Source organism: Paraburkholderia sp. CHISQ3, assembly GCF_030464945.1.
GTDB classification, from domain to species: Bacteria; Pseudomonadota; Gammaproteobacteria; order Burkholderiales; family Burkholderiaceae; genus Paraburkholderia; species Paraburkholderia megapolitana.
Map to the genome: position 1 here is coordinate 64,112 of NZ_JALPRG010000002.1, position 18,638 is coordinate 82,749.

At 63.9% G+C, this 18,638-nt stretch carries 12 protein-coding genes; 8 read left to right on the forward strand and 4 right to left on the reverse strand.

All coding sequences use genetic code 11. The features are described from left to right. Positions 1-10 precede the first annotated feature (10 nt). Positions 11-949 carry a LysR family transcriptional regulator gene (locus M0D65_RS03970; protein ID WP_266251315.1) on the reverse strand — a complete coding sequence of 313 codons (939 nt, stop codon included), beginning with the start codon at positions 947-949 and terminating at the stop codon, positions 11-13. Between the two features lie 155 nt (positions 950-1,104). On the opposite strand from M0D65_RS03970, the gene M0D65_RS03975 reads away from it, so the two are divergent. Genes M0D65_RS03975 through M0D65_RS03990 form a run of 4 tightly spaced genes read left to right on the forward strand, consistent with a single transcriptional unit; the run spans position 1,105 to position 5,957 of the window. Beyond that, the gene (locus M0D65_RS03975) at positions 1,105-2,676 is read left to right on the forward strand and encodes an efflux transporter outer membrane subunit (RefSeq protein WP_266251317.1); all 1,572 of its coding nucleotides are present in this window, start codon (positions 1,105-1,107) and stop codon (positions 2,674-2,676) included. 12 nt (positions 2,677-2,688) lie between these two features. After that, positions 2,689-4,893 carry an FUSC family protein gene (locus M0D65_RS03980; RefSeq protein WP_266251319.1) on the forward strand — a complete coding sequence of 735 codons (2,205 nt, stop codon included), beginning with the start codon at positions 2,689-2,691 and terminating at the stop codon, positions 4,891-4,893. Next, positions 4,883-5,083, forward strand: coding sequence for a DUF1656 domain-containing protein (locus M0D65_RS03985; protein ID WP_091020089.1), 201 nt, complete (start codon positions 4,883-4,885; stop codon positions 5,081-5,083). The genes M0D65_RS03980 and M0D65_RS03985 overlap by 11 nt, the downstream gene beginning before the upstream one ends. A 13-nt stretch (positions 5,084-5,096) precedes the next feature. Next, positions 5,097-5,957 (forward strand): HlyD family secretion protein, encoded by an 861-nt coding sequence (locus M0D65_RS03990; protein WP_266251322.1) that lies wholly within the window; start codon positions 5,097-5,099, stop codon positions 5,955-5,957. A gap of 27 nt (positions 5,958-5,984) precedes the next feature. Here M0D65_RS03990 and M0D65_RS03995 read toward each other — a convergent pair whose 3' ends face one another. Continuing rightward, a complete protein-coding gene (locus M0D65_RS03995) occupies positions 5,985-7,664 on the reverse strand; it encodes a methyl-accepting chemotaxis protein (protein ID WP_266251324.1) in 1,680 nt (559 codons plus the stop codon). Between the two features lie 325 nt (positions 7,665-7,989). On the opposite strand from M0D65_RS03995, the gene M0D65_RS04000 reads away from it, so the two are divergent. Both M0D65_RS04000 and M0D65_RS04005 read left to right on the forward strand, forming a co-directional pair. Then, the gene (locus M0D65_RS04000) at positions 7,990-9,243 is read left to right on the forward strand and encodes an MFS transporter (RefSeq protein WP_266251326.1); all 1,254 of its coding nucleotides are present in this window, start codon (positions 7,990-7,992) and stop codon (positions 9,241-9,243) included. A gap of 216 nt (positions 9,244-9,459) precedes the next feature. Then, on the forward strand, positions 9,460-11,361 hold the full coding sequence (locus M0D65_RS04005) for a propionate--CoA ligase (protein ID WP_266251327.1): 1,902 nt from the start codon (positions 9,460-9,462) through the stop codon (positions 11,359-11,361). Here M0D65_RS04005 and M0D65_RS04010 read toward each other — a convergent pair. Both M0D65_RS04010 and M0D65_RS04015 read right to left on the reverse strand, forming a co-directional pair. Continuing rightward, positions 11,358-12,185: a 5'-methylthioadenosine/adenosylhomocysteine nucleosidase gene (locus M0D65_RS04010; RefSeq protein ID WP_266251329.1), complete on the reverse strand. Its 828-nt coding sequence runs from the start codon at positions 12,183-12,185 to the stop codon at positions 11,358-11,360. The two genes, M0D65_RS04005 and M0D65_RS04010, sit on opposite strands and share 4 nt — an antisense overlap. Continuing rightward, complete coding sequence (locus M0D65_RS04015) at positions 12,182-14,533, reverse strand: UvrD-helicase domain-containing protein (RefSeq protein WP_266251330.1); 2,352 nt, start codon at positions 14,531-14,533, stop codon at positions 12,182-12,184. The genes M0D65_RS04010 and M0D65_RS04015 overlap by 4 nt, the downstream gene beginning before the upstream one ends. A gap of 235 nt (positions 14,534-14,768) precedes the next feature. Between M0D65_RS04015 and M0D65_RS04020 the strand changes: the two genes are divergently transcribed. Together M0D65_RS04020 and galU are read left to right on the forward strand one after the other, a co-directional pair. Further along, on the forward strand, positions 14,769-17,636 hold the full coding sequence (locus tag M0D65_RS04020) for a valine--tRNA ligase (protein ID WP_266251332.1): 2,868 nt from the start codon (positions 14,769-14,771) through the stop codon (positions 17,634-17,636). Positions 17,637-17,682: 46 nt separating this feature from the next. Continuing rightward, on the forward strand, positions 17,683-18,564 hold the full coding sequence (gene galU, locus M0D65_RS04025; protein ID WP_266251334.1) for a UTP--glucose-1-phosphate uridylyltransferase GalU: 882 nt from the start codon (positions 17,683-17,685) through the stop codon (positions 18,562-18,564). The last annotated feature ends 74 nt before the right edge of the window (positions 18,565-18,638 follow it).

The window sequence follows — 18,638 nt, forward strand, 5'->3', positions numbered from 1 at the left end:
CCGCCCCCGCTCAGCTACGCGCGAACTGCCGCAATTCGGCCTGATCGGCGGCTAGCGTGGCTGGCACTTCGTCGCGCAGAAACTCCACCCACGTGCGGATTTTCGCGTCGAGATACTGGCGCGACGGGTACAGCGCGTAAATATTCATCTCCTGCGCCGTGTACTCGGGCAGCAGCCACACGAGTTCGCCGCTACGCAATCCGCTGATCGCCGAGTAAAGCGGGATCAACCCGATACCCATGCCTACGCGCGCCGCCATGGCCGCCGCCTCGGCGACATTGACCTGAAACGTCGCCGGACCGAGCGCGATAGTGTGCTGGCCGTCCGGCCCGTTGAAGCTCCATTCGTCGGCCGGCGATATCGGCGTGACCATGCGCAGGCATACGTGGTTCTTCAGATCGTGCGGTGTCTGCGGCACACCGTAACGCTCCAGATAGGCGGGCGATGCGCACGGAATGCTGAACGCCGCGCCGATCCGCTGCGACACGAGCCCGGAATCCGGCAGATCGATGGCGAGCGTCAGCGACACGTCATAGCCTTCGTCGAGCAGATCGGGCAGGCGCTGAGCGAGCGTCAGTTCGATCTGCACATCCGGATAGCGCTGCTGGTAGCGGCCGACCGCCGGCACGACGTACTGCTGGCCGAAACTCGCCATCGCGTGCACTTTCAGCTTGCCGGACGGGCGCGCATGCGCGTCGCTCGCCTCGGCTTCCGCCTGGTCGACATAGGCAAGGATCTGCTCGCAGCGCTGCAGGTAACGCTCGCCGGCTTCGGTCAGCGCAATACGGCGCGTTGTGCGGTTCAGCAGACGCGTGCGCAGATGTGCTTCGAGGTCGGACACCGCGCGCGATGCGTAAGCCGTCGTCGTATTCAGGTGCTGCGCCGCACCGGTGAAACTGCCCGCTTCTACGACACGGACAAATACGCGCATGTTTTGAAGCGTATCCATACGAATCCCTTCCTGAGACGGCTCGATTGTTACACGTATCGTGAAAGCGATTATCTCAAGATCCGTAAGAATGCTTCGCATTTTTACGGGTTATTCGCCAATCAGCCGAAAAATATAATGATGCACAGGGTTCTATCGCATTCAGGGAGGCAATCGTGCAGTTTCCGGTACAGAAAGGGATCGCCGCGCTCGCGGTTCTTACGATCTCGTCAATAATCGCCGGCTGCGCCAGTACCGGAGGCATCGCGCCGCAAACGCATGCGGTCGACCCGGCGTCGCTCGATGCGGGCGCTGCAATTCGCGCCGCAAACGCCGACGCGAAGTGGCCCGCCGCCGACTGGTGGAGCGCCTACAACGACCCGCAACTGAATGCATGGGTGACTTCGGCCGAAGCCGGCAACCCAACTCTCGCGGCCGCGCAGGCTCGCGTGCGCGAAGCACGGTCGATGGCAGGCGTGGCCGCCTCGGCACTTTCACCGCAGATCAACGGCAATCTGTCGATCGAGCGCCAGCACTGGCCCGACAACGTCTACTACGGCCCCGGGCCGCTCTCGAACGCGAACACCTGGGACAACACGGGCACGATTGGCCTGTCGTATCACCTCGACCTGTGGGGCAAGGACCACAACAGCGCCGAACAGGCCCTCGACCTCGCTCACGTGCGCGCCGCCGATGCCCGCGCCGCGCAGCTCGAGATCGAAACGAACGTGGTGCGCGCGTATATCGACATGTCGATGAACTACGCGCTGCTCGACATCGCGAAGGCGACGCGCGACCAGCAGCAACAGATCCTCTCGCTCGCGCAGCGGCGCCTGAAAGGCGGCCTCGGTACGCAGCTCGAAGTGAGCCAGGCGGAGACACCGCTGCCCGATTACGAACGGCAGATCGACGTGCTCGAAGAAGCGATCGCACTCAATCGCAACCAGCTCGCCGCGCTGGCCGGCAAGGGGCCAGGTGCCGGCGATGCGATCACGCGCCCGCAGCTCGCACTCGATGCGCCTGCCGGTCTGCCGTCCGCACTGCCCGCCGAGTTGATCGGCCATCGTCCCGACATCGTCGCCGCCCGCTGGAGCGTCGCCGCGCAGGCGCGCGGCATCGACGTCGCGAAGGCCGGTTTCTATCCGGACGTCAATCTGCTCGGCTCGCTCGGCGGATTTGCTGCGGCAGGCCCGCTGTTCCAGTTCCTGCGCTCGGCAAACGGCGGCTGGACCGCGGGCCCGGCGCTGTCGCTGCCGATCTTCGACGGCGGCCGGCTGCGTGGAGAACTCGGTGCGGCATCGGCGGGTTATGACGAGGCGGTGAGCGCCTACGATCAGACGATCGTCAGCGCGCTGAAACAGATCGCCGACCAGGTCGTGCGGATGCGCTCGCTTGCTACGCAGCAGAACGATGCGCAGCGTTCGGTCGATGCCGCGCGCAAGAACTACACGCTGGCGCGTGAAGGCTACCGGCGCGGCCTGACCGACTATCTGAACGTACTGGTCGCGCAGAACCAGTTGCTGCGCGCACAGGAAGGTATCGCGCGCATCGAGGCCGCACGGCTCACCGCACACGCGACGCTCGTCGCGGCGCTGGGCGGTGGTCTCGGCGATCCCTCCGACGGTCCGCCTGCCGCAGATGCACTACCTGCGCACGGTCGTGGTCATGCGAGTGTGGCGGCTGCAGCATCGAGCGCAGCGGCGGCGACAGAACCCACGGTCAGCGCCGCCGTGCATCCGGGCCAATAAGCGGAGCCGCCCATGTCCACCTCCACTACCGCCCCCACCAGGTCGCTCAGCGGCTTCCTGAACACCGCCGCCGACTGGGCCCGCACCGACGGCCGCACCTGGCTCTATATGTTCAAGGCAATCGCCGCCGCGCTGCTCGCGCTCGGCATCGCGATGAAACTCGACCTGCCGCAGCCGCGCACTGCGATGACAACCGTGTTCATCGTGATGCAGCCGCAAAGCGGCATGGTGTTCGCCAAAAGCTTCTACCGGATCTGCGGCACGCTGGTCGGGCTCGTCGTGATGCTCGCGCTGATCGGTCTGTTCGCGCAGCAGCCCGAACTCTTCATCGTCACGACCGCGATCTGGGTCGGTATCTGCACGGCCGGCGCCGCGCGCAATCGCAACTTCCGCTCGTACGGTTTCGTGCTCGCCGGTTACACCGCCGCGTTGATCGGCTTCCCGGCCTCGCAGCACCCGGACGGCGCGTTCCTGTCGGCACTCACGCGGGTCGCGGAAGTGGTGCTCGGCATCGTCTGTGCGGGCGCGGTCAGCGCGCTCATCTTCCCGGAGCACGCAGGCGAACAGATGCGCACGACGATCCGCGCGCGTTTCTCGTCCTTTGTCGAATACGTGTCCGCGTCGCTGGCGGGGCGCGCCGACCGCGCCCACATCGAAGCGACCAACGCGCGCTTCGTCGCGGATATCGTCGGCTTCGAGGCAACGCGCAGCGTCGCCATCTTCGAGAGCCCCGATTCGCGGATGCGCGGTGGGCGCCTTGCGCGGCTCAACAGCGAATTCATGACGGCGTCGACGCGCTTTCACGCGCTGCATCAGTTGATGAACCGGTTGCACGACAGCGCCGCAACCGGCGCGATCGCAGCGCTCGAACCGTACTTCAAGGAAATTGCGCCGCTGCTGTACAAGTCGGGCGAACCGGTGCTGATGGCGGCCGACGCCGCACACGTCGCGAACCAGCTCGAAGCGTACCGGGCGGAGTTGCCGAAGCGCGTGCGCGCGACGCGCGCCGAACTCGAAACGCGCGCCGACGTGCCATTGCTCGATTTCGACACGGGCGCCGAACTGCTCTACCGCTTCGTCGACGATATGCATGCGTACGCGGCAACCTACGCCTCGCTCGCCGTCGATACGCACGAACGCGAACGCTGGATCGAGCGCTACGAGCCGAAGACCAATCCAATCGCCGCGGGCGTTGCGGGTGTACGCGCCGCTATCGTGATCATGGTGCTCGGTGCGTTCTGGATCGCGATCGCGTGGCCGAGCGGTTCGACGCTCGTGCTGACGGCCGCCGCCGTGTGCGCGCTCGCATCGTCGTCGCCGTATCCGACGCGCACCGCATTCCAGATGGCCGCAGGCACGACGCTGTCGTCGGTGATGGCGATCATTCTGGTGTTCGGCATTTATCCGCGTATCGACGGTTTTCCGCTGCTGTGCGCCGCGCTGACGCCGTTCCTGCTACTCGGCGTGTTCATGACGACGCGGCCGAAACTCGTCGGCTATGGCGTCGGCTACTGCATCTTCTTTTGCTTCCTGGCCGGCCCGGACAACGTGATCCAGTACGAGCCGACCGGCTTCATGAACGACGCGCTGGCGCTCGTGCTGTCGATGCTCGTATCGTCGCTCGCGTTCGCGGTGTTGCTGCCGCCGTCGACGCCGTGGCTGCGCAAGCGCCTGTTCGCCGATCTGCGCAAGCAGGTTGTGTTCGCGTGCCGGGCGCCGCTCGCGCGTTTGCGCACGCGCTTCGAAAGCGGTGCACGCGACCTGATGTTCCAGATCAACGCACTTGCGGAAGGCGAGCCGGAGCTCAAGCGCGACACGCTGCGCTGGCTGTTCGCCGTGCTCGAAGCGGGTAACTCGATGATCGATCTGCGGCGCGAAATCGACGCGCTGCCGGCCGATGCGCGCTACGCGGAAACCACGCCGTGGCGTGTCGCCATCCGTACGATGCGCCGGCACGTCGCGGCGCTGTATCGGCAGCCGGATGGCTCGCGACTGAATGCTGCATTTGCGGCCAACGTCGATGCGATCGCGGCAGTCCAGCAACTGCTATCGAGCTTCGAGCCGCCGCGCGAAGAGCGCCACCAGTTACAACGCATCCTGAGTCATCTGCATTTCATCCGTACCGCGCTGCTCGACCCGCAATCGCCGTTCGCCGAACTCGTGAGCGGCGGACGCGCCGGCAGCACACCCTCCGAAGGAGTTCGTCATGCCCCGTGAGATCGCCGTTTTCGATGCCTACGTGCCGGCTGTCGTGCTGCTGTTCATCCTCGGCGCCGTGCTGACCTGGATGCTCGACCGGCTGATCGCCGTGACTGGCATCTACCGCATCGTGTGGCATCCCTCCCTGTTCCGGGCGAGCCTGCTCGTCTGTGTGTGCGGCCTGCTTGGCCTCGCCGTTTACCGTTGATCCGAGTCGAATCATGACCATCCGAAATCTCCTGGGCTTTGTCGCGACAGCCGTCATTTTTATCGTCGCGATCCTGATCGGCCGTGCGCTGTGGGTGCACTACATGGACGAACCATGGACCCGCGACGGCCGCGTGCGCGCTGAAGTCGTCAACATCGCGCCCGACGTGTCGGGTGCCGTCGTCGAACTGCCAGTCGGCGACAACCAGCCGGTCAAGAAAGGCGATCTGCTGATGCAGATCGATCCGTCGCACTACCAGATCGCCGTCGAGCAGGCGCAAGCCGCCGTCGCCGCGCGCAAGGCCGAACTGCAGATGCGGCGCGACGACGCGCAGCGCCGGGCGGATATGGACAGCCTCGTCGTATCGAAGGAAAGCCGCGACAACGCGTCGCATTCGGCGAATGCCGCGGAAGCGGAATACGAGCAGGCGCTCGCCGCACTCGATGCCGCGAAACTGAACCTCGAACGCACGCGAGTCGTGTCGCCGGTGGACGGCTATGTGACGAACCTCAGCGTGTATCGCGGCGACTATGCGATTGCGGGGACGCCGAAGCTCGCGATCGTCGATAGTCACTCGTTCTGGGTGTACGGCTACTTCGAGGAAACCAAGCTGCCGCACGTGAAGGTCGGCAACAAGGCGGAGATCCGTCTGATGAGCGGTGGCGAGTTGCGTGGACACGTCGAGAGCATCTCGCGCGGCATTTACGATCGCGACAATCCGCAGAGCCGCGAACTGCTCGCCGATGTGAACCCGACGTTCAACTGGGTGCGGCTTGCGCAGCGCGTGCCGGTGCGGATTCACATCGACAGCGTGCCGGACGGGATGGTGCTGTCGGCGGGGACGACGTGTACGGTGGTGGTTTCGCCGAGTTAGGTGAGGTAGCTGGGCGGGCGGGACGGCTCAACCGCCCAGCGAGAACTTCCCCACCATCTGTTTAAGCGCCCGCGCCTGATCGTCGAGCGAGCGCGCTGCCGCAGTCGCCTGTTCGACGAGCGCCGCGTTCTGCTGCGTGCCGGCGTCCATCTGCGTGACCGCGAGATTGATCTCCTCGATGCCGGCACTCTGTTCCGCCGACGCCGCCGAAATCTCGCCCATGATGTCGGTGACGCGCTTCACGGCCTTCACGACTTCGTCCATCGTCTGACCGGCATCCTGCGCGAGCGTCGAGCCGTTACTCACGCGTTCCACCGACGCGTTGATCAACGTCTTGATCTCCTTCGCCGCGGCAGCGCTGCGCTGCGCGAGATTGCGCACCTCGCCCGCGACCACCGAGAACCCACGCCCTTCCTCGCCCGCACGTGCCGCTTCGACCGCCGCATTCAGCGCGAGGATATTCGTCTGGAACGCGATGCCCTCGATCACCCCGATGATGTCGCCAATACTTTTCGCACTCTCGTTGATCTTGCCCATCGTCTCGACGACGCGGCCCACCACCGCACCGCCCTTCTCCGCAATCGCCGACGCGTTGTAGGCAAGCGTGCTGGCCTGCTTCGCGTTGTCGGCGTTCTGCCGCACCGTCGACGTCAGTTCTTCCATGCTGCTCGCCGTCCGCTCGAGCGCCATCGCCTGTTGCTCGGTGCGCTGCGACAGATCGAGATTGCCCATCGATATCTCGCCGGACGCCGATGCAATCGCCTCGGCACTAGCGGCAATGCCCGACACCGTCGACGACAGCCCCGACTGCATATCGCGCAGCGCCGACAGCATGCTCGACGTATCGTGCCGACCGAGCGAGATCTGGTTCGACAGATCGCCTGACGCAATGCGACTCGCGATCTCCTTCGCGTAAACCGGTTCCCCGCCGAGCTGCCGCGCGAGTCGCCGGACCACCCATTCGCTGATCGCGAACGCGAGCACGATCAACGCGACCGTCATCCCCGCGATCATCACGAACGACGAATGAAAGATGAACGCGGATGCGTCGATGGTCGCCTTCGCGGCGGTACCGCGCTGCGCGACGAGGTCGTCGACGAGTTTTTCGAGCTTGCCGGTTTCGACGAGCAGCGACACGTCCTGCGTGCCGACCTGCCAGTTCATCTGCGACAGGTCGAGCGGCTGCGCCTTCACGAGTTTCACGAAATCGCGCAGATGGCCGCTCCAGACGCCAACCGACGCCGTGAAGGTTTTCTGCAATGCGACAGCCTTCGCATCGGACGGGTCGCCGTAGCGCTGCAACGTGTTCAGTTCGGTGCCGATCGCCGTGAGCCCCTTGTCGATGTCGGAGCCGAGGTCATCGCGCTCTTTCGCGGTGGTCGCGGTCAGCAGCATCTTTTGCGCGCGGCTTGCGCGCAGCACGTAGCCGCGCACTTCCTCGGCGGCACGGCTCGCGACGTGCCCCTGGTCGTAGATCGACCGGCTCGCGCCGTTCAGGCGGCTGATCTGCGTCAACGAGAACACGCCGATCGCGAGCGTGCCGACCAGCAGCACGGCAAACGCAAGACGCAGCGTCGTCTTGACCGACATGCCCTTCGTCTGCCCGCTGCGAACGCGCGGCTGGCTCACTTGCGACGCGCCGACGGCCGGCTCCCCTTCCGGAACGAACCCCGCGCCCGGCTGGCTGCCCAGCGAAACTGCTTTCATATGGTCTACCCTCAGGTATCGATGCCGGAAAGGTCGGTTCCAGCATTGCGGCTTCATTGCAACTTCATGGCGGCTTCATTGCGCCGTGTCTCTCCGGTCTACGGCAATTCCGGCCGCGATCTTTAATCCCGGCCGCGGCACGGCTGGAAGCGGCTGCTGGCACGAGTTCCATGCTGGCCATGTCCGATTCGCGACAAAAGTTGTCCGGACAATTCATGTGAGCCACATTACACTGCGTCAATAGATTCAAAACCACCGGTCAAGGCGTCGTGTTGTCGCAGGCAGTCAATGCCGGTCTCCCATTACTTTTCTCTCACACGAACGTATGGAAACGAGTCTCGACAAACGCGCGATGGCAAGCGGTGGCACCGCTCCCGCAAGCGTGCCCGCCGGCGGCCCGGCGGCGAAGGTGCAGCGCACCGTGTATTCGGTGCTCGGTGCGATCAGCTTCTCGCACCTGCTCAACGACATGATCCAGTCGCTGATCCTCGCGATCTACCCGATGCTGAAGAGCAACTTTTCTCTCTCGTTCGGGCAGATCGGCTTGATCACGCTGACCTACCAGATCACGGCATCGATGTTGCAACCGCTGGTTGGCAGCTACACCGACAAACATCCGAAACCCTATTCGTTGCCGGTCGGCATGGGCTTCACGCTGGTGGGGCTGCTGCTGATGTCAGTGGCGCCGAGTTTCGGCGTGCTGCTGATCGCGGCGGCGCTGGTCGGCTGCGGGTCGTCGGTATTTCATCCGGAATCGTCGCGGGTGGCGCGCATGGCGTCGGGCGGACAGCACGGTCTCGCACAGTCGCTGTTCCAGGTGGGTGGCAACGCCGGATCGTCGCTCGGACCGCTGCTCGCCGCACTGATCGTGATTCCGCATGGTCAGCGCAGCATTGCGTGGTTCTCGCTGGCGGCGCTGGTCGGCATGGTCATCCTGACGCAGATCGGCCGCTGGTATAAACAGAATCCGCTGGTCAAGAAAGCGCGCGCGCAGGTCGGTCACGCGACGCTGTCGCGCAGGCAGGTCATGCTCGCCATGAGCGTGCTCGTGATGCTGGTGTTTTCGAAGTACTTCTACCTCGCGAGTATCAACAGCTACTTCACGTTCTATCTGATCGACAAGTTCCATCTGCCGGTGCAGGCGGCGCAGATTCATCTGTTCGTGTTCCTCGCGGCGGTGGCGGCGGGTACGATCATCGGCGGTCCGATCGGTGACCGGATCGGGCGCAAGTATGTGATCTGGGTGTCGATTCTCGGTGTCGCGCCGTTCACGCTGCTGCTGCCGTATGCGAATCTGTTCTGGACCGGTGTGTTGACTGTCGTGATCGGTGTCGTGCTGGCCTCGGCGTTCTCGGCGATTCTCGTGTACGCGCAGGAACTGATTCCGGGCAAGGTCGGGATGATCGCGGGGTTGTTCTTCGGCTTCGCGTTCGGGCTCGGCGGGATTGGCGCCGCGGTGCTTGGGCAGCTCGCCGATGCGACCAGTATCGAGTACGTCTACAAGGTGTGTTCGTTCCTGCCGCTGCTCGGCATGCTGACGGTGTTGCTGCCTGATCTCGAGAAGAAGGCGAAGGCTTAACCGTTTAAATTCAGGTTTTGGCCAGGGAGGCTGCTCCTGATCGCTTCGTCTTTCGATAGACGCTGCGATCTGAAGCAGCCTCTTTTTTACGCCGCTCGCCCAAGCGGACAGATCGCCACGCATTGCCCGCCCCTCCCGCCTGCTCTATGCTGCCTGAAGAGACCCGCAGAACACGCTCTGCGCGACAGCTTCAATCACATAAAGACAGGATCGCCGATGCCCTCGTACCGCGATTTCCACCGCCGCTCGATCGAAGACCCTGAAGCGTTCTGGCGCGAAGAGGCCAAACGCATCCATTGGGAAACGCCATTCGATACGGTGCTCGACCGCTCGAATCCACCGTTTGCGCGCTGGTTCGTCGGCGGGCGCACCAACCTCTGTCATAACGCCGTCGATCGCCATCTCGCCGATCGTCCGCAGCAAAACGCGCTGGTCTACGTATCGACGGAAACCGGTATCGAGCGCCGCTATACGTACACGGAACTGCACGCCGAAATCAACCGGATGGCCGCCGCGATGCGCTCGCTCGGTGTGAAGCGCGGCGACCGCGTGCTGATCTATCTGCCGATGATCCCCGAAGCCGTCTTCGCGATGCTCGCCTGCGCGCGGCTCGGTGCGATTCATTCGGTCGTGTTCGGCGGGTTCGCTGCGCCGAATCTGGCCGCGCGCATCGACGACGCGCAGCCCGTGCTGATCGTCACCGCCGATGCCGGCGCACGCGGCGGCAAGGTGATCGACTACACGCCGCTCGTCGACGAAGCGCTCGCCCGCGCCACGCACAAACCGCCGCACGTGCTGCTGATCGACCGGCAGCTCGCACCCGAGCGTCTCAACGCCAGCTACCTCATCGACTACGAACCACTGCGCGAACAGTTCTTCGATGCGCATGTGCCGTGCGAGTGGCTCGAATCGAATGAACCGTCGTACGTGCTCTATACGTCGGGTACGACGGGGCGGCCCAAGGGCGTGCAGCGCGATGTCGGCGGTTATGCGGTCGCGCTTGCGGCATCGATGGAATACATCTTCGAAGGCCGGCCCGGCGACACGATGTTCACCGCGTCGGACATCGGCTGGGTGGTCGGCCATAGCTACATCATCTATGCACCGCTGCTCGCGGGGCTCACCACCGTGATGTACGAAGGCACACCGGTGCGTCCGGACGGCGGCATATGGTGGCGGCTCGTCGAGCAACACCGCATCAACCTGATGTTCACCGCGCCGACCGCGATCCGCGTGCTCAAGAAACAGGACCCGGCGCTGCTGAAGCAGTCCGATCTGTCGAGCCTGCGCACACTGTTTCTGGCCGGCGAGCCGCTCGATGAACCGACTGCCTCCTGGATCGGCGACGCACTTGGCAAGCCGGTGGTCGACAACTACTGGCAGACCGAAACCGGCTGGCCGATGCTCGCGATCCAGCGCGGCGTCGAAGTCCTGCCACCCAAGCTCGGCTCACCGGGCGTGCCGGTGTATGGCTACGATCTGACGCTGCGCAACGAAGACACCGGCGAGCCTTGCGCACCTGGCGAAAAAGGCGTCATCACGCTCGGCTATCCGCTGCCGCCCGGCTGCATGGCAACGGTATGGCACGACGATGCCCGCTTCGTCGATACGTACTGGTCGAGTGTGCCGAATCAGCACGTGTATTCGACCTTCGACTGGGGTGTGCAGGATGAAGACGGCTACGTGACGATCCTCGGCCGCACCGACGATGTGATCAACATCGCCGGTCACCGGCTCGGCACGCGCGAAATCGAAGAGGCGCTATCGAGCCATGCGGCCGTCGCGGAAGTGGCTGTAGTTGGCGTAACGGATGCGTTGAAGGGGCAAGTTGCGCTCGCGTTCGTGGTGCTACGCGACGCCGGTGGTTACGCAACCGACGAGGCACGCCGCACGCTCGAAGCCGATCTTGTGAAAACCGTGGATCGTCAGCTTGGCGCAATCGCGCGGCCGGCACGCGTGCACGTCGTGGCGATGCTACCGAAGACGCGCTCGGGCAAGCTATTGCGCCGCGCGATTGCGGCGCTCGCTGAAGGCCGCGAGCCGGGTGACTTGCCGACCATTGAAGATCCGGCCGCGCTACAGCAGGTGCGCGAGGCGCTCGATACGCAACGCAGTTAGCGCAACGTCAAACCGCGCGTACTCGCGAAGTCCTGCAAAAACCGCTGCAGGATGCCCGTCGAATACGTGCCGGCAATCTCGCTCAGAAAACTCTCGAACGACGCCGGCGCGTGATCGTCGGCGGTATCGGAGATCGTGCGCACCACCGCGCACGGCACGCCGTACTCGTAGCAGACCTGGGCGATCGCCGCCCCTTCCATTTCGACGGCGAGCGCAGCGGGTTGCGCATCGCGCAGCGCTTCGACGGCCGCCGCGCTCGCGACGAACTGGTCCCCGCTGATCACGAGACCGCGGTGCACGCGCGGCATCTGCGTCCCGAAGCGGGCCGCGAGCGCGGCGCCTTCCTGCGCGACGAAGCGCTCACATGCCGCAGCGAGCTGTGCGGCAAGCGCGGGATCGGCAGCGAAGCGCGCGATGCCGAGCAACGGCACCTCAAAACGCGGAAACAGTGGTGACGCGTCGAGGTCGTGCTGTAGCAGCGCATCCGACACGACGATATCGCCGATCTTCACCTCGCGTCCCACTCCACCAGCAACGCCGGCGAACACGATCGCTTCGACATTGAATGCGTGGATCAATGCGCTCACGGTCGCCGCCGCCGCGACCTTGCCGATGCGCGCGAGCGTCACGACGCAACGCACACCGTGCACGGTGCCGACGTGATACTCGCGTCGTCCATGCGTAACCGTCTGCACGCCGGAACCCGCGCGCATCGTTGCGAGCAGATCGCCGAGTTCTTCCGGCAGCGCGGCAAGGATGCCCAGCGGTCGCAGCGCACCGGCAGCCTCTTTAGACGAAACCGGCAACGTATCGAGCGCGCTCATTCGACCGCCTGCAGTTTCGCCACCGCCAGCGCGAGCCACTTCTCGCCGTGTCGCTTGAATTTCACCTGAGCCCGCGCATCCGGACCGCCGCCTTCGAGCGCCGTGATCGTGCCTTCGCCGAACTTCGTATGGAACACCGGCTGACCGATGCGAAAACCGCTCTCGGCGGCACGCTGTGCGTTCGCAAAAGCCGGCAACGGCGCCGTGACCGCCGGGTCCGAATATTCGCTCTGACGATCGGATCGACCAAACCAGTCGCGCCCATAGCCTGCATTGTCGGACCGACCGCCCCAACGCGAACCGGCCTCGACCTTCGGCGTGAGCCACTTCAACGTGTCCTGCGGCAGTTCATCGAAAAACCGCGAGCGGATGTTGTAGCGCGTCTGGCCATGCAGCATCCGGCTCTGCGCAAACGACAGATACAGCCGCTCCTTCGCACGCGTGATCGCCACATACATCAGACGGCGCTCTTCTTCGAGCCCGTCCGCTTCGATCGCGCTGTTCTCGTGCGGAAACAGCCCCTCTTCAAGGCCAGTGATGAACACCGCTGTAAATTCGAGCCCCTTCGCCGCGTGCACCGTCATCAACTGCACGGCGTCCTGGCCGGCCTGCGCCTGGTTGTCGCCCGCTTCAAGCGACGCATGCGAGAGGAAACCGGCCAGCGGCGTCATCGTGTCGGGATTCTGCGCGGGGTCGGTCACGTCCACGGCGTCGAGCACCACCACGCTGTCGCCCTGCGCTTCGAGTTCGGGCGCGGCAGTCGCGCCGGGGCGCAGCGGAATCGAACGAGCCGGGGTATCGAGCCCGTAGCCCGCTTCGCTGACAAACGCTGCCGCCGCATTGACCAGTTCCTGCAAGTTCTCGAGTCGGTCCTGACCTTCGCGTTCGTTCTGATAGAAATCGGCGAGGCCGCTTGCGCGCACCACGTACTCGACGGTTTCCGGCAGACTCATCTGCTGCGTTTCGGCGCGCATCTTCGCGATCAGCGTGGCAAACGCGCTGAGGCTCGAGCCGGCCTTGCCCGCCACATACACGATCGCCGCCGCCATCGAGCAGTTGTACTGGCGCGCCGCATCCGCCACCTGTTCGATCGAGCGCGCACCGATGCCGCGCGTCGGGAAATTGACGACGCGGGCGAACGAGGTATCGTCGTTCGGATTGTCGATCAGCCGCAGATACGCGAGCGCATGCTTGATTTCCTGCCGCTCGAAAAAGCGCAACCCGCCATACACGCGATACGGAATGCCTGCGTTGACGAGCGTGTGCTCGATCGTGCGCGACTGCGCATTGCTCCGGTACAGCACCGCGACTTCGCTGCGCGCGTGCCCTGTGTTGATCAGCGCACGGATCTCCTCGACGATCCAGCCGGCCTCCTGGGTATCGGTCGCGGCTTCGTAGACGCGCACCGGTTCGCCGTGTCCGGCGTCGGTGCGCAGATTCTTGCCCAGGCGCCGCGCGTTGTTCGCGATCAACTGGTTTGCCGCGTCGAGAATGTGGCCGTGCGAGCGGTAATTCTGTTCGAGCTTGATCAGGTTGCGGACGTTGAATTCATTTTCGAAGTCGCGCATGTTGCCGACGTTCGCGCCGCGAAACGCGTAGATCGACTGGTCGTCGTCGCCGACCGCGAAGATCGCGTTGCTCTCGCCGGCCAGCATCTTGAGCCACGCGTACTGCAGCTTGTTCGTGTCCTGGAACTCGTCGACGAGGATGTGCTTGAAGCGCGCCTGGTAGTGCGCACGCAGCGGCGGATTATGCGCAAGCAACTCATAGCAGCGCAGCAGCAGCTCGGGAAAGTCGACCACGCCTTCGCGCTGGCACTGCTGGTCGTAGGCCTCGTACAGCTCGACGAACTTGCGGTTGAAGTTGTCGGTGGCATCGACATCTTTCGGTCGCAGCCCCTGCTCTTTCGCGTTGTTGATGAAGTACTGCAGGTTTTTCGGCGGATATTTTTCGTCGTCGATGTTGAGGCCCTTCATCAGGCGCTTGATCGCCGACAATTGATCGGCCGTATCGAGAATCTGGAACGTCGACGGCAGCGCCGCGTCGCGATAGTGTGCGCGCAGCATGCGGTTGCACAGGCCATGGAAGGTGCCGATCCACATGCCGCGCGTATCGATCGGCAGCAGCGCCGAGAGGCGCGACATCATCTCGCGCGCGGCCTTGTTCGTGAACGTGACGGCGAGGATGGTCATCGGCGAGGCGTAACCCTGCTGGATCAGCCACGCGATCCGGGTAATCAGTACCCGTGTCTTGCCGCTGCCGGCCCCTGCCAGAATGAGGGCCGGTTCGTTGGGTAACGTGACGGCGGCGTGTTGTTCAGGATTCAGATTGGCGAGCAGATCGGGCATGTGAGCTGGGGAAAACGGCAGAGGGCGGCGCAATACGGACGCGGTGTGACAGATCGTTCGACATTATATGTCCGGTGTCGCGATCGGCCGATGAGGCTTGTGCACGCCCGGTGGTAACCGCTGCGCACCCCACCGTCCCACCGCCTCGCGCACCCGACAGCCGGTTTACCCCCCACTCCCTTTATAATTCAAGGTTCACAGCATCTTTCCACGCATTTTGAGCAGACCGCCACCCATGAGCGACAGCACGCTTGCCAAGAGTTTCGAGCCCCAGACCATCGAGGCCCAATGGGCACCCGAATGGGAAAAACGCGGCTATGCCGCCCCTGCGTTCGAGCCGGGCCGCAAGAATTTCTCGATCCAGTTGCCCCCGCCGAACGTCACGGGCACGCTGCATATGGGCCACGCGTTCAATCAGACGATCATGGACGGCCTGATCCGCTATCACCGGATGCTCGGCGAGAACACGCTGTGGGTGCCCGGCACCGACCACGCGGGGATCGCCACGCAGATCGTGGTGGAGCGGCAGCTCGACGGCGCAGGCGTCTCGCGTCACGACCTCGGCCGGGAGAAATTCGTCGAACGCGTGTGGGAATGGAAGCAGCAATCGGGCTCGACGATCACCGGTCAGGTGCGGCGCCTCGGCGCGTCGATCGACTGGTCGCGCGAATACTTCACGATGGACGACAAGATGTCGGCCGCCGTGCGCGACGTGTTCGTCAAGCTGTATGAACAGGGCCTCATCTATCGCGGCAAGCGGCTCGTGAACTGGGACCCGGTGCTGATGACGGCGGTCTCCGATCTCGAAGTAGCCAGCGAGGAAGAAAACGGCTTCCTGTGGCACATCCAGTATCCGCTCGCCGACGGCTCCGGCCATCTGACGGTAGCCACCACGCGTCCCGAGACGATGCTCGGCGACGTCGCCGTGATGGTGCACCCCGAAGACGAACGCTACGCGCACCTGATCGGCAAACACGTCAAGCTGCCGCTCACCGACCGCGAAATTCCGGTCATCGCCGACGACTACGTCGACCGCGAATTCGGCACCGGCGTCGTGAAGGTGACGCCCGCGCATGACTTCAACGACTACCAGGTCGGTCAGCGTCACAAACTGCCGCAGATCGAGATCCTCACGCTCGAAGCGAAGATCAACGATAACGCGCCGGAAAAATATCGCGGCCTCGACCGTTTCGTCGCACGCAAGCAGGTGGTCGCCGATCTCGAAGCGCTCGGCGTGCTCGAATCGGTAAAGCCGCACAAGCTGATGGTGCCGCGCGGCGACCGCACGGGCGTCGTGCTCGAACCACTGCTGACCGACCAGTGGTTCGTCGCGATGAGCAAGCCGGCGCCAGAAGGCACGTTCAATCCGGGTAAATCGATTGCCGAAACGGCGCTCGACGTCGTGCGCAGCGGCGAAATCCGCTTCGTGCCCGAGAACTGGTCCACGACTTACTACCAGTGGCTCGAGAACATCCAGGACTGGTGTATTTCACGCCAGCTGTGGTGGGGCCATCAGATTCCCGCGTGGTACGGCGAAAACGGCGAGATCTTCGTCGCGAAGAACGAGGAAGACGCCCGCGCCCAGGCTGCCGCAAAGGGCTACGCCGGCGCGTTGAAACGCGACGAAGACGTGCTCGACACGTGGTTCTCGTCGGCGCTCGTGCCGTTCTCGTCGCTCGGCTGGCCGAACGACACGAAGGAACTGCAGGCGTTTCTGCCTTCGTCGGTGCTCGTCACCGGCTTCGACATCATCTTCTTCTGGGTCGCGCGTATGGTCATGATGACCACGCACTTCACGGGCAAGGTGCCGTTCGATACCGTGTATGTGCACGGCCTCGTGCGCGATGCCGAAGGCCAGAAGATGTCGAAGAGCAAGGGCAATACGCTCGATCCGATCGATATCGTCGATGGCATCGACATCGAAGCGCTGGTCGCGAAACGCACGACCGGCCTGATGAATCCGAAGCAGGCCGCGACGATCGAAAAGAAAACCCGCAAGGAATTCCCTGACGGCATCGCGGCATTCGGCACCGACGCGCTGCGCTTCACAATGGCATCGATGGCGACGCTCGGGCGCAACGTGAACTTCGATCTCGCGCGCTGCGAAGGCTATCGCAACTTCTGCAACAAGCTGTGGAACGCCACGCGCTTCGTGCTGATGAACTGCGAAGGCCACGACTGCGGCTTCAGCAAACCGGGCGACTGCCAGCCCGGCGACTGCGGCCCCGGCGGCTACACCGATTTCTCGCAGGCCGACCGCTGGATCGTGTCGCATCTGCAGCGCACCGAAGCCGATGTCGCGAAGGGCTTTGCCGACTACCGTTTCGACAATGTGGCAAACGCCATATACAAGTTCGTCTGGGACGAATACTGTGACTGGTATCTCGAGCTGGCCAAGGTGCAGATCCAGACCGGCACGCCCGAGCAGCAACGCGCGACGCGACGCACGCTGTTGCGCGTGCTCGAAACCGTGCTGCGGCTCGCGCATCCGGTCATTCCGTTCATCACCGAGGCGCTGTGGCAGAAGGTAGCGCCGCTTGCCGACCGCTATCCGGCGGGCAAGACGGACGGCGAAGCGTCGATCATGGTGCAGGGTTACCCCGTTGCGGAGCCGGCGAAAATCGATACGGTAGCCGAACAGTGGGTGACGGACCTGAAAGCCACCATCGACGCATGCCGCAACCTGCGTGGCGAAATGAGCCTGTCGCCGGCGGTCAAGGTGCCGCTGCTCGCCACCGGCAACGCAGAGCGCCTGCGCGCGTTCGCGCCGTACGTGCAGGCGCTCGCGCGTCTCTCGGAAGTGCAGATCATCGCCGACGAATCCGCCTTCGATACCGCCGCTCATGGCGCGCCGTTTGCTATCGTAGGAAGTGACAAGCTCGCGTTGAAGGTCGAGATCGATGTCGCGGCCGAACGCGAACGGCTGTCGAAGGAGATTGCGCGACTGGAAGCAGAAGTCGTGAAATGCAATGCGAAGCTCCAGAACGAGAGCTTTGTGGCAAGAGCACCAGCCGCCGTCGTCGAGCAGGAGCAAAAAAGGCTGGCAGATTTTCAGACCACTCTCGGCAAGCTGGGCAGCCAGCTCGCTCGTCTGCCGGCTTGAAGGCCGCCGGGCGACAGTAACGTAACCAGAGGATCAGGGTAATCACATGCTAAAAGTTACAAAGGCAGTCTTCCCGGTAGCAGGTCTCGGCACCCGGTTCCTCCCCGCCACGAAGGCGAGCCCGAAGGAAATGCTGCCCATCGTCGACAAGCCGCTCATTCAATACGCGGTCGAGGAGGCGATGGCCGCGGGCATCACTGAAATGATCTTCGTGACGGGCCGCAGCAAGCGCGCGATCGAAGATCACTTCGACAAGTCCTATGAGATCGAGGCCGAACTCGAAGCGCGTGGCAAGACCAAGCTGCTCGATCTGGTACGCAGTATCAAGCCGAGCCATGTCGATTGTTTCTATGTGCGCCAGCCGGAAGCGCTCGGCCTCGGGCACGCAGTGTTGTGCGCGGAGAAACTGGTCGGCGACAACCCGTTTGCGGTGATTCTTGCGGACGACTTGCTGTACGGCACGCCGCCCGTGATGGCGCAGATGATCGACGTGTTCGACCACTATCACAGCTCGGTGATCGGCGTGGAAGAGATCCCGCCCGCGGAAACGAAGTCGTACGGGATCGTCGACGGCAAGGAGTGGGAAGACTCGATCATCAAGATGTCGGGGATCATCGAAAAGCCGGCGCCCGAAGTCGCGCCGTCGAATCTCGGCGTGGTCGGCCGCTACGTGCTCAAGCCGCGCATCTTCGAACACATCCGTGCGTTGAAGCCGGGTGCGGGCGGTGAACTGCAACTGACCGATGCGATCCAGTCGCTGCTCGCCGACGAACAGGTGCTCGCGTACAAGTATCACGGCACGCGCTTCGATTGCGGCAGCAAGCTCGGGTATCTGAAGGCGACAGTCGAATTCGCGCTGCGGCATCCGGAAGTTGCCGCCGATTTCGAAGCGTATCTGCGCAACCGGCCGGGCGTACTGGAAGGTTAACTAAAGTCTTTGCAGGCGCTTTGGCTTCGGCCTTATCGCCCCTGTCATTCCCGCCTTATCCACACGGCGCAGCG

Excerpts from the sequence above, each read along its gene's own strand:
- M0D65_RS03970 (WP_266251315.1), bottom strand. The coding sequence starts at position 949 with ATGGATACGCTTCAAAACATGCGCGTATTTGTCCGTGTCGTAGAAGCG.
- M0D65_RS03980 (WP_266251319.1), top strand. The coding sequence starts at position 2,689 with ATGTCCACCTCCACTACCGCCCCCACCAGGTCGCTCAGCGGCTTCCTG.
- M0D65_RS03985 (WP_091020089.1), top strand. The coding sequence starts at position 4,883 with ATGCCCCGTGAGATCGCCGTTTTCGATGCCTACGTGCCGGCTGTCGTG.
- M0D65_RS03990 (WP_266251322.1), top strand. The coding sequence starts at position 5,097 with ATGACCATCCGAAATCTCCTGGGCTTTGTCGCGACAGCCGTCATTTTT.
- M0D65_RS03995 (WP_266251324.1), bottom strand. The coding sequence starts at position 7,664 with ATGAAAGCAGTTTCGCTGGGCAGCCAGCCGGGCGCGGGGTTCGTTCCG.
- M0D65_RS04000 (WP_266251326.1), top strand. The coding sequence starts at position 7,990 with ATGGAAACGAGTCTCGACAAACGCGCGATGGCAAGCGGTGGCACCGCT.
- M0D65_RS04005 (WP_266251327.1), top strand. The coding sequence starts at position 9,460 with ATGCCCTCGTACCGCGATTTCCACCGCCGCTCGATCGAAGACCCTGAA.
- M0D65_RS04010 (WP_266251329.1), bottom strand. The coding sequence starts at position 12,185 with ATGAGCGCGCTCGATACGTTGCCGGTTTCGTCTAAAGAGGCTGCCGGT.
- M0D65_RS04015 (WP_266251330.1), bottom strand. The coding sequence starts at position 14,533 with ATGCCCGATCTGCTCGCCAATCTGAATCCTGAACAACACGCCGCCGTC.
- M0D65_RS04020 (WP_266251332.1), top strand. The coding sequence starts at position 14,769 with ATGAGCGACAGCACGCTTGCCAAGAGTTTCGAGCCCCAGACCATCGAG.
- galU (WP_266251334.1), top strand. The coding sequence starts at position 17,683 with ATGCTAAAAGTTACAAAGGCAGTCTTCCCGGTAGCAGGTCTCGGCACC.